Raw genomic sequence first — 20,673 nt, 5'->3', positions numbered from 1 at the left:
GATTAGAAAATTGATTTAATTTTGTCGCATTACTTATTGCAATTCATCATATAAATAATCGCTAGAAAAATATATTTTTAGGAAAAGGGATATTATAGTTGATAAATGAGGTAAAATTAAGCAACTTATATCGACTATATTACTCTAGAAATAATAAAGACGAATGTAGTAGCACTTTATATGTATTTTTGCGAATCTGTTTCACAAAGTATCTTTCTTAAAGTAATTGTATCAATTTTAGAATAAAGATGAAATACTTATCTACTTATATTATCAGACGATATTTAAAACAATATGGAATTAATAAAAGTGTGGATAATTAATAAAAGTTGGCAGACTTTTACAATACAGGTACAATCATAGTAATTAATAATATACATTTATGTGTGTAGTTTTCAGTATGAGAGAAGATTATGGTTTTTAATTATGGTGAGACGTTGCGTATTCGAAGGGATTTATATACGATCTTAGGCAAGATACGCTATATTGATACTCATGGAAAAATTGGGTATGAGTATAAGTTAGTTAAACATAAGAATAATGCAGAGTTTTGGCTCAGTTGGGATAAGAAGCGAGATGCGTACCAGTTTTCCAAGTTGTGTGGAAAAGTATTACCAGCCGATATGAAACTCGTAGATAGTGGTTATGAGATGGTAACGGGTGCTTGGGGTGAGGTAGATGTAGGTACTACTGATACTGCTAAATATAAAGAGTATGAAAATGCTGATGGTACTGCTACGTTTTTTGTTCAAGAGTGGGCTTTTGAAACGGAATATTTAAAAGGCTTTTACATTAATAAAATATGTATCTGTCGAAAAGGATTCAGAGGTAACCGAGTCTATTCTAGATAAAATGGATACGATTAAGAAGTTGAAGTTCATAGGACCAGTCGGTTGGATTTTGGGGAACTTACTACTTTATATGCCAATCTTTGATATAAAAACATTGAATGATGTACGTGATGTACTTACATGGCCTTATATAGTAGCTGGGAGTATAGTCCTTGGTACCATTGTGGCTTGTGCTTTCATTATTTCGAGAACTATGCGTTGATGAAAACATATCGGTTATATGGGCTTCCCTTTTGTGGGGTAAATAAAAGGTCGTAAATGTATTAATACATATTACGACCTTTTTACTATAGGATTTATTTGTTAGGTGTTAGCTATTAGCTTCAGTTGGTTGAAGTTGTTCAAGTTCAGCTTCTTTAGCATCTAATTCTTTGGCGCCAAAATGAGCCAATACACAGAATGTAATACAAAGAACACATGCTACTAATAAAAGATAGAAACCTGCATTCCAACCAAATTTATCTGCTAAAACACCAAATAGTGTTGTACCTAAGTTTGCACCAACAATGTAACTCATGAATCCACGAAGACCAACAGCAGAACCTACTGCAAATGGTGGTACAATATCCATAGTTTGTACTGAAGCTAAGAATTGAGGAATGTAGATTAAACAACCTACAATAGCAGCGAAGAAAGTAACCCATAAGAGAGACTCGCTTTGCCAATAACCAAATATACAGAAGAAGATAATACTTATAGCAATGATTGCGGGTGGCATGCGATAACCTTTAAAGAATTTATCGGAAATATAACCAGCAAAAATAGTAGAAGGAATAGCCGCCCATTCAAAGAATAAAAAGGCAACAGCCATTTCTGCTTTGGAGAAACCCTTTACTTGTAATAAATAAATTGGAAGCCAAGTAAGCATACCAAAGCGAATCATGTAAACGAAGGTATCAACTAATGATACATACCAAGCGTTTTTATTTTTCAATACGTATTTTACAAAGATTTCTCTTGTGCTCATATGCGGTGCTTCAGAACTTCTGTGCGCTTTATGAGCCGTGTCGGCAATGATTTCACTTGTTGGCGGTAAGCCTTCACGTTCAGGGCTTTCTTTGATTAAGAAAGAAATGGCAATTGCTATGATAACTGCAATAAGGGCTGGTACACCATAACTCCCTAATTGCCAGTGATCTGTAGTAGTGAAATATAATGCGGCGGCTACGATTGGTGCTACGATACCACCACCGAGATTGTGGGAAATATTCCAGATAGCTCCATAACGGCCGCGCTCCTGTTTTGGGTACCATTTAGCTAGGGTGATAAAGGATGGTCCTACACCAAATCCTTGGAAAAAGCCATTTAGTACTACTAAAACTAAGAAGAAGGCTAGACTATCGGCAAAGCTCATAAAGATATTGATAATTGCACAGCAAATGAGACCGAAAGCCATAAACTTGGCAGGACTTGCTTTGTCCGCAAGACTACTCATAAAGCCTTTACTTAAACCATAAGCGATAAGCATACCACTAGATAACAAACCAATTTCTGTTTTGCTCATATGGAGAATATCTGATAAAAAGTGTGTTGATAAGGCAAAGTTATTACGAACAATATAGTACGCAGCATAACCTATAAAAATACCAATTAATGATTGGAATCTATATTTATAATATAGATTCATAATCATGCTTTGTGGAACTGATGATTTTGCCTCTTTGGGTTGTAGAAATGAAAACATAGTTATTACCTTTCTTTCTTAATAACTAAATCCTATTGCATTGTTAATACTACCATTTCTATAGAATTCATGTAAATGATTTATGAGATAAAATATTAATTTACAACTTTAAATTGTTTATTATTAGCTGAAGATGTGTATAGAAAATACTTGAATTATAGACAAGTACCTCTTAATATATTAGATTAAATATATTGGGAGGTTATTATTTATGAAATATTTACGCCGTGAACTTAATCAAGTGGAAAAAGAATATTTAAAGCAATTTGGTGAAGGTTCTTTAAATCGTGTCATCCTTCATGATCCTGATACAAAGGATAAACAAGAGGTGCAAGATACTATTGATATTCTAAAAGAAGCAATTGCAAAAAATAAACCTCTAGAACAGGTTCCAGAGGATATGTGGAAGTTTATTGAATTTTAACGTATATGAATTCCATCTAATAAAAAGGCACATTGTTTTATGCGCAGACCATCTATAAATGAATTGTTTAAGCTGGTAGTTAAAAACAATGTGCCTTTATTTTATAGCTTGTAGAGTTCAGGTTTGCGATCTCTAAAAATATTGATTTTATTGCGAATATCCTCTACTACGGTGAGGTCGATATCTACAGATGAGATGCCTTCCACGGTGCCCATTTCAAGGAGGTTCGTACCCCATGGATCGTATACGGCGGAGTGACCAGTGCTTTGGACTCGACCCACAGTACCACAGCCGTTGACTGCACATAAGAAAAGTTGGTTTTCAATGGCGCGCACTTCGTTTAATACTTGCCAGTGGCGTAAACGCATGGTAGGCCATTGAGCAGGTACAAATAATAACTCTGTATTTGATAATGCAGCCATTCTTACGAGCTCAGGGAAGCGAATATCGTAACAGATAACCGTACTACAAGGAATACCATCCAATTTGAAATGAGTGGTATGTGTACCGCCAGCAAAGTATTGGTTCTCTTTAGCAGGGCTAAATCCGTGCATTTTGGAATACTCTCCTACGAGTGTGCCTTCACGGTTGTAAGCATAGGATGTATTAAATATTAAATCCTCTTTTGCTACGGCTACAGAACCGCCCACAATGTTTACATTGTGTTCCTTGGCGAATGTACTTAATAAATCTTTTGTTCTTTCTCCATTTCTATCAGAAATGTTGATTAAATCCTTAGATGGATGAAATCCTGTGTTCCATGTTTCGGGCAAGATGATAATATCAGGACTTTCTGATAGGGCTTGTAAAAGTAATTCTTGGACGCGTGCATAATTGTATTCCACTTCGTTTACATGGACGTTCATTTGTATAAGGCTTAAGCGTTTTTTCATAAGAAATCCTTTGTCTATTGGATGAGCATAATTTTAGTAATGTGTATTATAATTAGAATATTAAAGCATTATTGAACGGATTACAATATAGCTCTAAATAATCGTAGAAGTTTTAAATGATTTTTGATACTGAAGATTTATATGAATTTAGGCTTTCAGGTGTTATAGGCATCCAGATGAAACTATGTATCCTAGATCCCGAAAATTAATTGATGAAGTACTAATAAAGCGTTACTTTTTACTATTCTTCATGGAAATGTTATAATACTCTGTATATAATTGTGTTCTAATAGAGGAGGACCTATGAAACGGATTCCGTTGGTAACACTGTTAGTTTTGGTATTGGCAATGGTTGTGGCAGGTTGTGGTTTGCTTTCACAAAAAACAGAACCTACTAGTTCAGTACCGCCTGTAAAAGAAGTTAAGATGGTACATCCATCGGGCATTCCTGTCCTTATGTATCATAAAGTCGGTGACGACAAAGATAATGATGCGGTTATTCGGAAAAATTTATTTAGAGAACAAATGAAGTTTCTCAAGGATAACGGCTATAATCCATTAACGATGGATCAATTGTATGAGTATGTTGTAAATGGTGCTGCAGTGCCTGAAAAACCTGTCGTTTTAACCTTTGATGACGGTTATGCAGATACATATTCTATCGTATATCCAATTATGAAAGAATATGGATTCTCTGCGACTGTTTTTATTAATCCTGGCGATGTTGGGACTCGTTTAACTTGGGATCAAGTGCGTGAAATGCACAAAAATGGTATCACTATTGCTAATCATGGTTTCCAACATATAGAAATGGGCCAATTGTCAGAAGCGAAACAAATTGAAAATATCACAAAGGCCCAAGAGGCACTTGCTAAAGAAGTAGGCATTAAGGATAATCCTTGGTTCTGTTATCCGTATGGAGATAAAAATGAATTCACCGACTCAGCATCTAAAAAGGCTGGCATTAAAATGGGGATGGCTATGAAATCTGGCTGGGCTCATACTGGTGATAATCCATATAATATTTTGCGTGTTTGGGTAGGCAATGCGGTAGATATCAAGCATTTTGAAGAACGCATTAGCACCGAACATTTCACTGATTTATAAGGAGAAATACATTGTTCAAAAAGAATTGGGTAAAGTTCATCGTTATGGTGTTCTTATTTACCGTTATCACATCACCCTTCGTGGTGCTCTTTGGACCATTTAATAATGTAAAGCGCGCCGTTATTGGTGCTATCTTACAATCTCGCCATCCTCATTACATTACGTGGTTGTTTAATGACGAAGAATTACAAGCTATTTTGGGGACTGTAGGGGTTGTTAAAAGCCAAGATTTGTTCAAATTTAATGCTCGTGAAGATAAGACTTTAAATCTTGAAAAAATCCAGTCTGCTCGTTATGTAGGCTATATTTTAGAAATTCCTGATCCTCGTCGTATCCAAGTAGGTACCGCAGCTAATATTCAAGAAAAAGGCGATACTACAAGTAATATTGCGAAAATGAATAATGCTGTAGCAGCGATTAATGGCGGTGGATTTCACGACCCTAATGGTACTGGTACAGGTCGTTTGCCATATGGTTTCATCTTGCATGACGGCGAATATGTTATCGGTAAGGATGTGGGCCCTGATGAAGACGTAGACTTTGTTGGTTTCTCTAAATCTGGTAACCTTATTGCTGGTAACTATGATAAAACTCAGCTTAGTGATATGAAAGCTATGGAAGGTATTACCTTTGGTCCGCCTCTTATCGTTGATGGTAAGAAGATGATTACCGAAGGCGATGGTGGCTGGGGTGTAGGTCCTCGTACTGCTATTGGTCAAAAGAAAGATGGTACAGTGCTATTCCTCGTAATCGATGGTCGTCAACCAGGGTATTCCATTGGTGCTACCTTGCGTGACGTACAAGATATTCTTTTTGAAAAAGGTTGCTACATTGCAGCAAACTTAGATGGCGGTTCTAGTTCTACTTTGTACCTCAACGGTAAAGTAGTAAATAAACCAGCTGATTTGTTAGGGGAACGCATGATCCCAACGGCGTTTATCGTGAAATAGGAGGACAGATGAAACCTTTTACGCGTGTACTGAGCGCCTTTGCGGTAGGTATTCTTCTGCAAGGTGGGGTATACCTATACCTTGATCAATATATGTTTGCGCCGACTACAGAGTTTAACGTAGCAGGCGCATCAAAAGATGATACTAAAAACTTCCCTGATGTGAAGGAAGGCACTAAATATGTATCCTATGACCGTCAATTCATGGCCGTTGTTACAGAAAACTCTTTGAAAATTTACAAGGCTAATGAAAGTACCCCTACGAATATTGATTTGAAGGGGCGTTCGATTAGTTACTTCAACTGGATGCCAGACCGTAACTATGCTGTTATGGGTTTATATGACTCCAGAGATGTTGTCATGGCTCGTCTTAATGCGGATGATCCAGAACATGAAGTTGATACGAAACTTGAAGACTTGCCTCGGGGCAGTAAAATTGTAGATGCTGCGTACTCTGAAGCGACGAATGTGGTTTATATGAAGGTAAAAGTTCAAGAACATACATATCGTATTTATCGTACCGATGCTAACTACGATACACGTCGTGTTTACATGCAAGCTACTGATATCGGTCATATCGGCGTATTCTACGATGAGGATAACTTCTTCTACGATAATGTGAGAACTGGGGATGTTTTCATGTTTAATGGCATTGAAGGTGGTTGGCGTGTTATCAACCCTGAAGGGCGTTTCCGCTTTATCGGTGTTGATATGGACAAAACTATCTATATCGCTCGTGTTGATGAGGATAATAATGCATTGACTGTTTACACTGGTAAACTAGGTGTAGGCTTCAATCCAGTTTACAAATACAACCACCCTACTACATTTAACGAGTTGACATTATCAGATGTAAAAAACATTATTAAGAATGGTAGTGAAGAAACTACTAAGGTAACAGAAGATACTACATCTTCTAAATCATCCAATAGTAGTGGTAGTAAAAAGAAATCTTAAGAAAAAGCCTTTATAATGTTCTTTCATTATAAAGGCTTTATTCCTATAATAGTATGTACCCTAAGGATATCTATGAATATATTATTTGTACGCCTTAGTTACATAGGTGATATTTTGCATGCTACACCTGCTGCGCGGTGGATTAAGGAACCGTATCCTGATGCTAAGTTGCATTGGATTGTAACGCCTAGTATGGTAGAGCTTTTACAGGATAATCCCTATGTAGATGAGATAATTCCCTGGGAACGGGATGAATACGAGGCTCATTCTAAAAAACTACATATCCCTACAATGTGGCGCATGTGGTGGGATCTTAAGGCTAAATTAGAACCTTATAAATTTGATGTAGCCATTGATGTGCAAGGACGTCTTATAACAGGGTTAGTACTATTAGCTTCAGGAGCCCCCATTAGACTTGGCCTTGGTGGCACAAAAGAGTTGAATTGGTTGTTTACTAACTATAAAACGAAGCCTAGTACAGAACACGTGATTAAGCGCTATGTAGAGGTAGCTCAGTTGTTAACAAAGGCTGTTACTGAACATGCAAATTTAGATACATCGCTTAACATAGCTAAATGCGGTGTTGAAAGCAGTTCTCCACTAAATGAATCTAGTGCTAATACACTGTACCACATGGATTTTCAGGCGCCATCAAATTCACATAGTTGGGCAGAAGAGCAATGGAAATTGATTGATAATGATGTTTCTTTGTATCGAGGCGTGGTAGAAACTCCTTTTCGCGTTGGGCTAGTATTAGGCACCTCTTGGGCAACGAAAGAGTGGCCTCAGGAAAAATGGTATTCTCTCATTAAATCTCTTCAATATAGAGCAAATTTTGTTTGTTTAGGTGGCCCTAAAGAGGCTACTCAATACAAAAACTTGATGGACTCGCTAACAAATGAAGGTATTGATAAAATCGTACTGAATATGTTAGGGAAAACGACGCTTCAAGAATTAGGGGCTTTAATTGAAAGTTGTGATGTAGTAGTTACTGCTGATACTGGAGCTCTGCATATTGCGTTAGCTTTAAATAAGCCTGTAGTAGCACTCTTTGGCCCTACGGACCCTAAATTATGGGGACCTCTGACGGGAACCTTTAAGGTGCTCGTAAATGATGAATTAGATTGCTTGGGCTGCCGAAAACGACGTTGTCCTAAGCCTGATCAATATTGTATGTCTGGTATTGAACCAGTACGCGTAAAAAAAGCAATTTTTGAATTGATAGGAGATACACATGGCAAAGTTTAAAATCCAAAAAGGTTTATCCGATGCGGATATGATGAAAAATTTTAAGGATACGGAAAATTTTGAAGATACTATGCTCAATATGGAGCGAGATGCTAAGAAGCCAGTAGTTCACCAAAGTCCAAAGCAAAAAGAAGATGCATTTTACCGTGAGTTCTTAACTGAAAAAGTAGAGACTATAATTGGTAAAATGCTCCTTGATATCAAGATGGAGTATTATAAAGAAGGAGAAGGGGCCTTTTCTATTCAAGTAAAACGGGAAGGTAAAAATATTGTCCTTGAAACTGCGCCTAAAAAGGTTAAGCCTGAGAAGTAAGGCGTATAATGGGAACTCTTAAATTTTAAAGATTACGTCAGAGCCTGTCCGTAAATGGACAGGTTCTTTTGTATGTTTATGCATTTAAAAATATCGACTAAGTTATTAATAAAATTGATGAACTCATAAGCATACCGATGTTTATCGAATTACTACATTTATAAATACCGATATATTTTGAAAAGCATTTAATAATAACTAAAAATTATTACGATATAATTTTTAGTTTCTCATTAAAATGAGCAATTACAAAAAAAATAATTTGATTAAACATACATGCTAAACTCTAGTTCCTCTGCAGTTTTTTGTGATATTCATCACGAAAAAATCATCTTTGTATACATGAAATTATGAGTAAATAGCATAATGTGGTTGTTGACAAAGAATTTTATAAGTAGTCTAATATAAGTATGTATTACGATTTTAGCGCGTTTGGCTAGTGTGAGCAGACATCGAAAAAATCGTAAAAAAAATAGGTATGAGATAGTTGTTTGATGAGTGTATAAAGTTACATACACAGACTATTTCGATTTGGAGGATTAACATGGCTAAAAAATTAAGAATTTGCGAAACCGTTCTTCGTGACGGTCATCAATCTATTTTGGCAACACGTATGCGCTACGAACAAATGGAACCAGTGCTCGGCCTTTTAGATGATATTGGTTATGAAGCTCTTGAATGTTGGGGCGGCGCTACTTATGACAGCTGTCTTCGTTTCTTGAATGAAGATCCATGGGAACGCCTTCGCAAATTGAAAGCTAATTTGAAAAATACCCCATTGCAAATGTTGCTTCGCGGTCAAAATTTGTTGGGCTATAAACACTACTCCGACGACGTAGTAGAAGCATTCTGTAATGCGGCTGTAAAAAATGGTATCGACCGTATCCGTATTTTCGACGCATTGAATGACCCACGCAATATGGAAGCTGCTATTAAGTATTCCAAAAAAGCTGGTGCACACGTTCAATCCGCTATGGTATACACAATTTCTCCAGTTCACACAACTGAAAGCTTCTTGAAAGTAGCTGAAACTTTGGTAGAAATGGGTACTGATTCCCTTTGTATCAAAGATATGTCCGGTTTGTTAGGACCTGCTGATGCATATGATTTGGTTTCTACTTTCAAAAAACGTTTCGGCGAATTGCCAATCGACTTGCACAGCCATTTCACTTGCGGCCTTGCAAGTACTACATACTGGGAAGCTGCTAAAGCTGGCGTAGATATCATCGATACTGCTATCTCTCCATTCGCTCATGCAACTAGCCAACCAGCTACTGAAACTATGATCGAAATGTTCAAAGGTACTGAATGGGATCTTGGTCTTGACCTTGATAAATACATTCCATTAGTTGACCACTTCCGTAAAGTAAAACAACAAATCGCTGAAGAATTCAACTTGAAACCAGCTAGCGATGTAATCCCAGCTGTTCGTCGTTACCAAATTCCTGGCGGTATGTTGTCCAATACTCAAAACCAATTGAACGAAATGGGGATGGGCGATCGCTTCTTCGACGTTATGGATGAAATGCCACGCGTTCGTGAAGATTTGGGTTACCCTCCATTGGTAACTCCAACATCCCAAATCGTTGGTACAATGGCTATGATGAACGTTATGATGGGCGACCGTTACAAAATGGTTCCTAACGAAGTTAAAGACCTTGTACGCGGTAAATATGGTGCGTTACCTGGTACTATCTCCGATGATATTCGTCGTACTATTATTGGTGATGAAGAACCTATCACTTGCCGTCCTGCAGATCTTATCGAACCTGAATTGGAAGGTTACCGTCAAGATTTAGCTTCCAAAGGCTACAATGGTATCACTGACGAAGACGTATTGACTTACGCTATGTTCCCAGAAGTTGCTATTAACTTCTTCGATGCAAATCGTCGTTAATCCAAACTTTAAAAGAGGATTCTTAGGAATCCTCTTTTTTTTGACCATATTTAAGCTATCCTCATAGAGAAATAGTATAATCCAGTATATATTTTGTTTTATTAAATGAAGAGATTCAATAGTTGTTTTATATTTTAGTTTTTTATAAATAGTATAGACAAGTTCCTATTAAAAGAGGAGACTAAGAAACTGATGAAATATCAGATATTACTATTTTTCATATCGCCATAAGATACATGGATGCGTGTGAAAATATAATTTTTACGAAAAGCATAAGATATTAAAAGGGTCGAAGTACCTTTGAATAATCAGTCAATTATAAACTACGTATGAAAGAATCGTGAAAAATATGTTGGATATTTGCGTGTTTTACTTGCGTTAAGCATTAAAAATAGCGTAAACTATAGAGAGTATCTACTATTTATGATATTGAGGTAATCCTGTGAATTTACAAATACGAATTTGGATATCCAATGTTGTGCTGTTTGTTGTACCTATTTTAATAGCAATTATCTTATTTTTGCTATATTTTACAGGTTTGCGCATATTGGCCAATGCCGGTTATTATTTGCGTATTGAGCAGGAACAACAGTTTAAAAGTGTCAGTCGAATAACTGAAACCATTACCTTTTATGGGTTAGAAAATGATCTAATTAATAGCTTGGTTAAGCCTAGCTATAGCCTACTTGATCCAAAGGAAGTATATGTTGAAGTACTCGATCAAGGAAACATGGTGTATAACTACGGTAATCCACAAATCTATAGTGCTTCTGCCATTGTTGGTCTTATTGATGTTAATCCTGAATTACAGGGCATCGTATATCAATCCAATAATACTTTCGTTTATGAAATGAGAAAGTACGATGGACGTCATTCCTATGTATACCATATTGCGATTAGGCGTGCTACTCATGGTAGTGATAGCTTAATGGAATCCGTATCTTTTTATATTATCGTAGTTTCCATATTGCTCTTTATTGTTACATTTTTTGCTATTAACCGATTTGTTACACGGTTTATCATGATTCACGTTAAGAACATGACAAAGTCGTTAGAAATGGCAAATCGTCAGATTGAAATGGAACAAGAACAACAGAAAGAGCTACTCGCTGGTATATCCCATGATATACGAACTCCGTTGACGGCTATTAAAGCTTATGCTGAAGGTGTTCGTGATGGTATTGCACCAACGGAAGAGCAACAAAAAAGATATATGGGGATTATTTTGAAGCGGGCCAATGATTTGGATTCTATGTTAGAGGAACTATTCCTCATAACAACATTGAACTATAAAAAAGAATCTCGTCCGTCTGAGCGAATTGAATTAGGTCAGTTTGTGCATGACTTTGTAGAAGATCATTTAGCTCCGTATCAATCGAAGGGGCTTGAGATTAAGGCTCGTATAGCTACGGAAACACCTTTTATCAATGTTAACCCACAATTGTTACAACGAGTTTTGCAGAATGTGTTGAACAATAGTGCTAAGTATAAAATGGCCGATATTGGTCATTGCGTCATAGATGTAACGAGTGATGATGATTTTGTATATTGTGTCATCAGTGATGATGGTCCAGGTGTACCGCCAGAATCTCTAGAGCGTCTGATGCGCCCATTCTATCGTGTAGATTCGTCTCGTACGAATCCTCAAGAAGGTAGTGGCCTAGGATTGTCGATTATCCGTCGAATTATGGAAATCTTTGAAGGCCGAGTTATGATTGAAAATGTAAGGCCACATGGTCTACGTATTATATTAGAGTTTCCTAAGCAAGGAGAAGAATCATGAGTGAACATATCTTAATTATTGAAGACGATTTGGATATTGCCAATATTGAGCGTGATTATTTAATGGTGGCGGGCTATGATGTAACTATTATGACTAATGGTACAGATGGCATTGAAGCAGCATTGAATACTCCTGTAGACCTTATTATCCTTGATGTTATGTTGCCAGAAATGGATGGTTTTGAAGTTTGTCGCCAAATTCGTGACAAAGTTCGTGTACCAATCGTTATGGTAACTGCGCGCCTTGACGATATCGATAAAATCCGTGGTTTAGGCGTAGGCGCTGATGATTATATTGAAAAGCCATTCTCTCCATCTGTATTGATTGCGAAGATTAAAGCTATGTTGGCGCAATATAAACGTTTAACAGAGCGCGATGCAATGGAAACTAACGCTATTCAATCCGGTGAAATTCGTCTCGATCCTAAGATGATGAAAGTATGGGTGAATGAAAAAGAGGTTCATCTCAAAAAGAAAGAATTCCAGTTGTTAGAATTCTTGATGCGTAACCGTGATATTGTATTTAGCAAAGAAGAATTATATTCTCGTGTATGGGGACTTGACTCCTATGGTGATTATGCAACTGTAGCGGTTCATATTAATCGTTTACGTGAAGAAATTGAGGATAATCCATCTGATAGTAAGCATATTATTACAGTATGGGGCGTAGGGTATAAATTCGTTTAGTATCGAAAATATGTATTCACATTATACTCACGTTATTCGTGGCTGTTGATTAGATATGACTTCATAGAGATTTTATTATAGAGATATAATCAAAGGTTTAAGAATTGTTTATATAGTTACTTTGATAGTTTAGATATTCCATGTATACTTATTTAAGTAAGGCTGACTATGACTCTAGATAAGTAATATTTTAACTTCTCTCTCTTAATAAGTTCTCTCTAAAGCTTATCTAGATCACATATACTCTCTCTCTCAACAGTCCTTACACTCTCAAACTATATGCATAAAGGGCATTTGCTAGCGACGGCTAGTGAATGCCCTTTATGTTTTTTAGACTTTAGATAGTTGAATACATTCTATATAGCTTCTTTCAGAATTCTAGGTATTTATCTAGTGGAGGATATACGGTTATAATAATTATACTTTTATAAGAAAAGTTATAAATTGATATCTTGCATTGTAAAAGCAGGCGTACTATAATAGGTTCATTAAAATCAATTTTATAAAATTAATTTTGAGATGATTTGAATTAGTGTGAGATGTGGCGTATTTATAAAGTATCATAATTATGTGATTTATGATTTGGTTCTAATCTTAACTTTTATAATCATCATTAAGAAGTTATGGGTGATGTAGAAGAATATTAAGAAGAATATAAGGAGATCTACATGACATTTTCAAAATATAAGAAAACAGTAATTGCGTGTATTCTTGCTTTGGGTATTGGGGTAGGCGGAGGATACTATTTCTTTGGCAGCCCTGTTAATACGCAACCAACAAACGTGAGAGAACAAACTAAACAGACTAAGCCTATTACTGAAACGCGTAATACCTATGTAGTACAAGCGGCTAAAGAATCTGGGCCTGCTGTAGTAGGGATTACAACACAAGTATTTCAAAAGGATATTTTTAACCGTACTATCTATGTTGGAGAAGGTGTCGGGTCTGGTGTACTTATCGATAATGATGGACATATTGTAACAAATAAACATGTTGTAGCGGGGGCTAAAAATGGGGAGGTTACAGTATCATTGTCTGATGGTAGTACGGTGACGGGGACCGTTATAGGTTCAGATTCACAGACGGATTTAGCAGTTGTAAAAATTAAACCTCCAAAAGATATTAAACCTATAAAAATTGGGGACTCTGACTCCTTACAAGTAGGGGAGCCAGCTATTGCTATTGGCAATCCTTTAGGTCTTGAGTTTAAAGGTTCAGTTACCTCTGGTGTTATTAGTGCCTTAGCACGTACAATTGATGATCAAGGTCAACGATTCCCATTGATTCAAACTGATGCAGCCATTAATCCAGGTAACTCAGGCGGTGCTCTCGTTAATGCAGATGGAGAGTTAATTGGTATCAATAGCGCCAAAATCTCTAAAGAGGGAATTGAAGGTATGGGCTTTGCCATTCCAATTAATTCTGCGATGACAATTGTTGATTCTATTATTAAAAATGGTAAGGTCATTCGTCCTTATATTGGGGTATGGGCTGTAGACCGTCAAACTGCAGCTCGTAATAATGTAACCTATGAAGGTGATGGACTCCTTATTGTGCAACTTGATTCAAATGGTCCTGCTGCACAGGCTGGTCTCGTAGAAGGGGATACGATTGCGCAAATTGATGGTAAGGATATTAGTACATTACTCGAATTAAAAGAGCAAATCGATGCTAAGAGCCCTGGAGATACAATTTTGGTATCCTATACTCATAATGGCAAAATGAAGAGTACACAGCTTAAATTAGGGGAAGCGTCTTCAAATTAGAATCTAGTAAATAAAACTTAATTAAGTATTCCAATAATGCACTAATTTCTTTTGTAGTGTTAGAAAATCCTCATCTTTTAGATGAGGATTTTTTTGTTATAATAAGGTACTTTAATAGATTTTGTATAAAAAATACGATAAATAAGAAAATTTTTTGAAAAAATTTTCTTCTATAAATGCAGGAATTAACTGTATTTTAGTATAGAATGAAGAAAAAATATATTAATTCTCAATATTCTTTTGTGAGGTACCTTGCGTTCCGAGGTACCTTATGTTATTATATATTTGTCAGTACATGATAGTGACCGTAAGAGAGCTTTCGCATTGGCAGGCAAGCACAGCCTAAAAGGGAGGAACTATGCAAGTTCAATTAAAAAAAGGTGTTATGGACATGCTGGTGCTAGCATTATTAACACAAAATGATCGCTACGGATACGAAATTGTAAGCACCATTTCGGAATATATTGAAATATCTGAAGGAACGATATATCCATTGTTTAACAGACTGAAAAAAGAAAAGTATGTTGAAACGTATTTAAAGGAGTCTTCTACAGGTCCATCACGGAAATACTATCATATCACGAACGAAGGCCGTGCAGCATATAACAAGATGCGTCAAGAATGGGATGAATTCTCTGGTGTTATCAATATGCTGTTGAAAGGAGTCGATAATAATGAACAAAAATAGCTTTTTAGATGCATTGCGTAATATATTTAAAAAAGCGCGTGTTGCAGATGTGGAGAGTATTATAGAGGTTTATGAAGAGCATTTTGCGGTAGGTTATGAAAAGGGTCTTACCGATAGTGAGATCATTAAATCCTTAGGGACTCCAGAGGAAATATATGCATCCTACGTAGATGCAGGTATCATTACAGACACAATGAATCAAGATGGTAGTGAAAGTAAATCCGTTAATATGCAGGAAATTTATGCACGATTTGATGATTATAAAGAACGTCTTTTACCTCAATTACCGGGCATGGCTAAAAAAGCATCCAAGACTTTGCTTTCTATTGGAAGTGCCTTATCCTATATTGTAGGTGCTCTTATATTCATTATTACACCGGCTATTTTGTTCTTGCTAGGTAGCTCATGGCAACCATTTGAGAATGTTACTGCATTTCCAGTATTGTCCATTGTAACTTTAGTGGTACTTGGTGGTGTAGGCTTATTTGGTGGACTTACATGCGTCTTTGTTGGTACAGAGCTTCGTGGTGTGCGTGAACGTTACTTCCGCAATGTGGACTAAGGAGGATTTATGAGACGAATTATAATAACAGCGATTTTAACCGTAATTTGTGCTGTTGGGGCATGTACATCCTTTGCAGTTAATGATTTACCTAATTTTGGTGAATGGATGAAAACGAATGAACAACAGTTTAGAAAACCACCAAAACATGATGGTCCTGATAAGCATATGGATAAACAAATGAAAGATGGTAAGGACAAACATGAGCGTAAAGATGGTAAAGGTCCAATGGATGGGCAAAATATGCCACAAAATGGGCAACCAGGACAGCTTAATGGTCAAATGCCTCCACAAGGTCAAGCGCCACAAGTAGGGCAACCAGCACAACCAAATGGTCAAGTGCCTCCACAAGGCCAACCACCTCAACAAACTAATGGTAATGCACCACAACAACAGATTGATCAAGGTGCACCACAAACTACACAAAATTAACGATACTTTATGAGTCCATTTCTTTCATAAAATATAGAGAACGTGGTCATGAAAGTGCATTCATGACCACCATAGAGCCGCACACTCTATGTGATACATTCGTATCAGAATCTCTCTCTTACACACAATAACTACACACAAACAAAAAGAGCTCCTCAGCAAAGGAGCTCTTTTTGTATCTATTTATAAATATAGATTGTACTTGATGGGCTGGGAATATTTTATTAACTTCTTAATGAAAAACGACCTATGCATGCACATAGGTCGTTAAAAATTTATTTGATGTGTTTAGAACCGCGTTCTGTCATAGCTACGCCGTCTTTGCAAAGAGGGCATTCTTCAGGTTTATAAGTTGGAACTTGAAGATTGAGTAATGCTTGTACCTTTTCGTGAGGTACACCGAATTCTGCTTTACCACCAGAACGGTTAACAAGAAGTCCTACACCTACGATTTCACCACCGGATTGGTTTACCACATTTACCACTTCTTGTACAGAACCACCAGTTGTTACGATGTCTTCTACGATAAGGACACGAGTGCCTGGCTCGATTTTAAAGCCGCGGCGCAATGTCATTATGCCTTTTTCACGTTCTGTGAAGATAGCACGAGTGCCAAGAGCTTTACCTACTTCGTGAGCAAGTAAGATGCCGCCAGTCATAGGTCCAATAACAAGTTCCACATTTTGATCGCGGAAGCGTTCAGCTAATTCTTTACAAAGTTTTTCTGTATATTTTGGGTGTTGTAATACATTAAATTTTTCAACATACATTGGACTGTGGAGACCAGATGTCAAAAGGAAGTGGCCTTCTAAAATAGCTTGAGTATCGATCAGTAATTGTTTTACTTCTTGTTCTGTCATCATTTGGATACTTTCTCCATTTCTTCAATAATTAAACGAACCGCTTCACGAGGGTTTTCGGCTTGTGTAATAGGGCGACCAATAACGAGGCGAGATGCGCCATCTTGTAATGCGCTAGCAGGCGTAGCAACCCGTTTTTGGTCGTCTGTTGTTGCAAAGGAAGGACGAATACCAGGGGTAACGATGAGAAAGTCATCGCCACATGCTTTGCGAATCATTTTAGCTTCTAATGCGGAACATACAACACCATCCATACCACAGTCTTTAGCGAGTTTTGCAAGGCGAATGACTTGGTCGGAAATTGGTAGCTGACCACCGATAGCAGTCCAAGATTCATCGTCGAAACTAGTTAAAGCAGTGATGGCTAATAATTTTGGTCGCTCAACGCCTAGTTTCTCCCCACTCTCACGAGCTGCCTCAACAGCAGCTTTCATCATGACAGGACCACCTTGACCATGTAGAGTAATTAAACTAGCACCGAGACGTGTTAAAGAAGAAACGCCATGGGCTACGGTATTTGGAATGTCGTGCAATTTTAAATCAAGAAATACCTGTTTGTTTTGCTCCTGTAAAAAACGAATTGTTTTTGCTCCTTCGGCATAGAATAGCTCCATACCGACCTTGTAAAAGCTAACCGAATCACCGAGGGATAATACGATTTCTTTCACTGCATCCATCGTGGATACGTCAAGGGCAACGATTAATCTGTCATCTGCCATGTTGCAACCTCCATACTACATACATATCTAAATAATTTTCACATACTGAGGGCCTATCTGTCAATTAAAATTGGTGTAAATGAGGTGATTATTGGTCACCTTTGAACAGTAGATTTTAGTCTATTTCATGCTATAATAAGTAGAGTAAATGAATATAATTCTTATATATAGATTTTGAAAGGAGTCCTATGTTAGATTTTGTTGCATTAGACTTTGAAACAGCAAATAAATTTAAAAATAGTGCGTGCTCCTTGGCGGTTATTACCGTAAAGGATGGACAAATTACTAAAAAGGCATATAGTCTCATCAAACCACCATTTATGAGTTTTGATGATGAATGTATTGAAATTCATGGTATCCAACCGAAGGATGTTCTTCATGAAAAGACCTTTGATCAGTTGTGGAATGCCATTTATGAAAATCATTTAAAAGGAAATATTATGGTGGCTCATAATGCGAAATTCGATATGAACGTATTGCGTGCTACCTTAGATTATTATAAAATCCCTTGGCCAGAAATAGATTATGCATGCACTGTTAAGCTTTCACGTGCTGTATGGCCTGATTTAGTTAATCATAAGTTGAATACAATGGCTGCATACATTGGAGTTGAGTTTAAGCATCACTATGCACTGGATGATGCGGAGACTTGTGCAAAGGTTGTATTAAAAGCTGCTAAGTTGAAAGGCGTTAATAGCTTACCAGATTTATTAAAGATTACAGGTGTACCGTTAGAACCATTCATTGATGATAAAAATCGCTCTGCTCAAGATGCATTACATAAAGAGCCAGAACCAGAGCAAATGTCGTTCTTTTAGTAAGGAGAGGTACTATGTTGGGTAAAGAATTATTAGCTTATGTAGATCATACATTATTGCGTCCTACAGCTACATGGGATGATATAAAAGAAGTCTGTGAGGCTAGTTTAAGGTATAAAACTGCATCTGTTTGTATTCCTCCAGACTTTGTAGCATCCGCCCATGAAGCATATCCAGAACTTAACATATGTACCGTTATCGGCTTTCCTTTAGGATATGAAACAACAGAGGTAAAGGTAGCCGAAACGAAACAGGCTATTGAAGAGGGCGCTTCTGAAATTGATATGGTTATTAATCTTGGAGATGTAAAGCAAGGTGATTTTGAAGCAGTAACTAGCGAAATTGAGGCGCTTAAGAAAGCTTGTGGTGATAAGATTTTAAAAGTTATTATCGAAACTTGTTATCTTACAGATTCTGAAAAGGTAGCGCTTTGCAAATGTATTACAAATGGTGGTGCAGACTATATTAAAACATCTACTGGATTTGGTAGCGGCGGTGCAAGCCTTGAAGATATTAGACTCTTTAAAAAGCATATTGGTTCTAATGTACAGATTAAGGCCGCAGGTGGTATTCGCTCTATTACGGATATGAAAGCCTATATTGCAGAAGGTTGTAGCCGAATTGGAGCCAGTGCAGCTGTAGAGTTGCTAAAGAATCACTTGAACGAAGAAGTATAATAGAAAACCACCTAGGCTATGCTTAGGTGGTTTCTTAGAATGGCGGTGTAACTATGCGTATGTATGATATTATTCTGAAGAAAAGGGCGAACTTGCCGTTATCAGATAAGGAAATCCGCTTTGTCATAGATGGTTATGTAAAGGGGGAAATCCCTGATTACCAAGTGAGTGCGCTCTTGATGACCATAGTTTTTAATGGTATGAACGCTCGCGAACTAGGAACCTTGACCTTGGCTATGGCTCAATCAGGTAATATGGTAGATTTGTCGAATATTGATGGGATTACCGTAGATAAACATAGTACAGGTGGTGTAGGGGATAAGACAACACTTATTATTGCGCCTCTCGTAGCCGCTTGTGGCGGCAAGGTGGCTAAGATGTCTGGACGTGGACTTGGTCATACAGGCGGCACTATTGATAAGATGGAATCTATTCCAAATTTAAAGGTATCTTTAGAGCAAGATGCTTTTATCGATCAAGTTAATAAAATCGGTCTTGCTGTTATAGGTCAGTCGGAAGGGCTTGCACCTGCTGATAAAAAGCTATATGCTTTGCGCGATGTGACGGGAACTGTTGATAGCATCCCTCTTATTGCATCCTCTGTTATGAGCAAAAAACTGGCTTCTGGTGCACAAGCAATTTTGTTAGATGTAAAGGTTGGTAGTGGCGCCTTTATGAAAAACATAGAGGATGCTCGTGAATTGGCTAAAGCAATGGTCGATATTGGAAAGAAAAATGGCCGTTCAGTTAAGGCTATTTTGACGGATATGGACCGACCGCTAGGACATGCTATTGGAAATGCTTTGGAGATTCGAGAGGTTATTAATACGTTGAAAGGTCATGGTCCAGAGGATTTAACGCATGAATGTATTATCATGGCAGCTCATATGCTCGTATTGAGCCGTATGTGTGATTATGAAACTGCTCTTAATCGTGTGCAACAAGCACTAGATTCTGGAGCAGCCCTAGAACGATTACGTTTAATGATTGAAGCCCAAGGTGGAGAAAGCAGAGTTATCGATGATGACCGTGTATTAACAATAGGTAAGTTTACCTATGATGTAACATCGCCTCAAGATGGTTATATTACCCATATGGATACAGAACGATGTGGCATTGCATCCGTTATGCTAGGGGCAGGTCGCACGGTTAAAGATGGTCCCATCGATTATAGTGCAGGTATTGTAATGCACAAAAAAACTGGGGACGCCGTTAGCATGGGTGAAAGGATAGCCACACTATATGCTTCTGATGAAAGCTTATTCACTAATGCGGCTCAGACCTATTTGGCGGCTATTACTATTGGTGATACTGCATCTAAAGTAATGGATACTATACTTGATATTGTAGAGTGAGGAG

The 20,673-nt window shown here is 37.3% G+C and carries 22 protein-coding genes; 18 read left to right on the top strand and 4 right to left on the bottom strand.

Going from position 1 to position 20,673, the window contains the following annotated elements:
- Nucleotides 1–413: 413 nt before the first annotated feature.
- Nucleotides 414–851, top strand: coding sequence for a hypothetical protein (locus Q7O55_RS05810; protein WP_303929124.1), 438 nt, complete (start codon nt 414–416; stop codon nt 849–851).
- 70 nt (nt 852–921) lie between these two features.
- Nucleotides 922–1,053, top strand: coding sequence for a hypothetical protein (locus tag Q7O55_RS05805; protein WP_303929123.1), 132 nt, complete (start codon nt 922–924; stop codon nt 1,051–1,053).
- Nucleotides 1,054–1,161: 108 nt separating this feature from the next.
- Here the strand turns inward: Q7O55_RS05805 and Q7O55_RS05800 are convergent, their stop codons facing one another.
- Complete coding sequence (locus tag Q7O55_RS05800; RefSeq protein ID WP_369691710.1) at nt 1,162–2,535, bottom strand: MFS transporter; 1,374 nt, start codon at nt 2,533–2,535, stop codon at nt 1,162–1,164.
- A 211-nt stretch (nt 2,536–2,746) separates the two neighbouring features.
- Here Q7O55_RS05800 and Q7O55_RS05795 point away from each other — a divergent pair, with 211 nt between their 5' ends.
- On the top strand, nt 2,747–2,959 hold the full coding sequence (locus Q7O55_RS05795; RefSeq protein WP_303929121.1) for a hypothetical protein: 213 nt from the start codon (nt 2,747–2,749) through the stop codon (nt 2,957–2,959).
- A 101-nt stretch (nt 2,960–3,060) separates the two neighbouring features.
- On the opposite strand, the gene Q7O55_RS05790 is transcribed toward Q7O55_RS05795, so the two are convergent.
- A complete protein-coding gene (locus tag Q7O55_RS05790; protein WP_303929120.1) occupies nt 3,061–3,852 on the bottom strand; it encodes a carbon-nitrogen family hydrolase in 792 nt (263 codons plus the stop codon).
- 303 nt (nt 3,853–4,155) lie between these two features.
- Between Q7O55_RS05790 and Q7O55_RS05785 the strand changes: the two genes are divergently transcribed.
- From Q7O55_RS05785 to Q7O55_RS05730, 12 genes are all read left to right on the top strand, one after another.
- The gene (locus Q7O55_RS05785) at nt 4,156–4,959 is read left to right on the top strand and encodes a polysaccharide deacetylase family protein (protein WP_303929119.1); all 804 of its coding nucleotides are present in this window, start codon (nt 4,156–4,158) and stop codon (nt 4,957–4,959) included.
- A gap of 11 nt (nt 4,960–4,970) precedes the next feature.
- Complete coding sequence (locus Q7O55_RS05780; protein WP_295817249.1) at nt 4,971–5,909, top strand: phosphodiester glycosidase family protein; 939 nt, start codon at nt 4,971–4,973, stop codon at nt 5,907–5,909.
- Nucleotides 5,910–5,917: 8 nt separating this feature from the next.
- On the top strand, nt 5,918–6,865 hold the full coding sequence (locus Q7O55_RS05775) for a hypothetical protein (protein ID WP_303929118.1): 948 nt from the start codon (nt 5,918–5,920) through the stop codon (nt 6,863–6,865).
- Nucleotides 6,866–6,937: 72 nt separating this feature from the next.
- The gene (locus Q7O55_RS05770; RefSeq protein WP_303929117.1) at nt 6,938–8,113 is read left to right on the top strand and encodes a glycosyltransferase family 9 protein; all 1,176 of its coding nucleotides are present in this window, start codon (nt 6,938–6,940) and stop codon (nt 8,111–8,113) included.
- Complete coding sequence (locus Q7O55_RS05765) at nt 8,100–8,426, top strand: hypothetical protein (RefSeq protein WP_303929116.1); 327 nt, start codon at nt 8,100–8,102, stop codon at nt 8,424–8,426. The genes Q7O55_RS05770 and Q7O55_RS05765 overlap by 14 nt, the downstream gene beginning before the upstream one ends.
- 544 nt (nt 8,427–8,970) lie before the next feature.
- Nucleotides 8,971–10,323 (top strand): pyruvate carboxylase subunit B, encoded by a 1,353-nt coding sequence (locus tag Q7O55_RS05760; protein WP_008715613.1) that lies wholly within the window; start codon nt 8,971–8,973, stop codon nt 10,321–10,323.
- A 442-nt stretch (nt 10,324–10,765) separates the two neighbouring features.
- A complete protein-coding gene (locus Q7O55_RS05755) occupies nt 10,766–12,106 on the top strand; it encodes a sensor histidine kinase KdpD (protein ID WP_303929113.1) in 1,341 nt (446 codons plus the stop codon).
- Complete coding sequence (locus Q7O55_RS05750) at nt 12,103–12,792, top strand: response regulator transcription factor (protein WP_004693664.1); 690 nt, start codon at nt 12,103–12,105, stop codon at nt 12,790–12,792. Before Q7O55_RS05755 ends, Q7O55_RS05750 begins: the two co-directional genes overlap by 4 nt.
- Nucleotides 12,793–13,460: 668 nt before the next feature.
- Nucleotides 13,461–14,558: a S1C family serine protease gene (locus Q7O55_RS05745; RefSeq protein WP_303929111.1), complete on the top strand. Its 1,098-nt coding sequence runs from the start codon at nt 13,461–13,463 to the stop codon at nt 14,556–14,558.
- Nucleotides 14,559–14,916: 358 nt separating this feature from the next.
- Nucleotides 14,917–15,246: a PadR family transcriptional regulator gene (locus Q7O55_RS05740; protein ID WP_021147795.1), complete on the top strand. Its 330-nt coding sequence runs from the start codon at nt 14,917–14,919 to the stop codon at nt 15,244–15,246.
- Nucleotides 15,233–15,808: a DUF1700 domain-containing protein gene (locus Q7O55_RS05735; protein WP_303929109.1), complete on the top strand. Its 576-nt coding sequence runs from the start codon at nt 15,233–15,235 to the stop codon at nt 15,806–15,808. Before Q7O55_RS05740 ends, Q7O55_RS05735 begins: the two co-directional genes overlap by 14 nt.
- Nucleotides 15,809–15,817: 9 nt before the next feature.
- On the top strand, nt 15,818–16,240 hold the full coding sequence (locus tag Q7O55_RS05730; protein WP_303929107.1) for a transcriptional regulator: 423 nt from the start codon (nt 15,818–15,820) through the stop codon (nt 16,238–16,240).
- Between the two features lie 275 nt (nt 16,241–16,515).
- On the opposite strand, the gene pyrE is transcribed toward Q7O55_RS05730, so the two are convergent.
- Nucleotides 16,516–17,103, bottom strand: a complete 588-nt coding sequence (pyrE, locus tag Q7O55_RS05725) for an orotate phosphoribosyltransferase (RefSeq protein WP_303929106.1) — start codon at nt 17,101–17,103, stop codon at nt 16,516–16,518.
- Nucleotides 17,100–17,819 carry an orotidine-5'-phosphate decarboxylase gene (gene pyrF / locus Q7O55_RS05720; protein WP_303929103.1) on the bottom strand — a complete coding sequence of 240 codons (720 nt, stop codon included), beginning with the start codon at nt 17,817–17,819 and terminating at the stop codon, nt 17,100–17,102. The genes pyrE and pyrF overlap by 4 nt, the downstream gene beginning before the upstream one ends.
- A 188-nt stretch (nt 17,820–18,007) precedes the next feature.
- Between pyrF and Q7O55_RS05715 the strand changes: the two genes are divergently transcribed.
- The 3 genes from Q7O55_RS05715 to Q7O55_RS05705 are packed head-to-tail and all read left to right on the top strand — an operon-like array spanning nt 18,008 to nt 20,669.
- Nucleotides 18,008–18,637, top strand: coding sequence for a 3'-5' exonuclease (locus Q7O55_RS05715; protein ID WP_303929101.1), 630 nt, complete (start codon nt 18,008–18,010; stop codon nt 18,635–18,637).
- Between the two features lie 14 nt (nt 18,638–18,651).
- Nucleotides 18,652–19,314, top strand: coding sequence for a deoxyribose-phosphate aldolase (deoC, locus tag Q7O55_RS05710; protein ID WP_303929100.1), 663 nt, complete (start codon nt 18,652–18,654; stop codon nt 19,312–19,314).
- Between the two features lie 53 nt (nt 19,315–19,367).
- Entirely contained in the window at nt 19,368–20,669 is a 1,302-nt protein-coding gene (locus tag Q7O55_RS05705) for a thymidine phosphorylase (protein WP_303929099.1), read from the top strand.
- The last annotated feature ends 4 nt before the right edge of the window (nt 20,670–20,673 follow it).

The sequence above is a fragment of the Veillonella parvula genome, assembly GCF_945949885.1.
GTDB classification, from domain to species: Bacteria; Bacillota; Negativicutes; order Veillonellales; family Veillonellaceae; genus Veillonella; species Veillonella parvula_B.
This window is presented reverse-complemented; position numbering and strand designations above follow the sequence as displayed.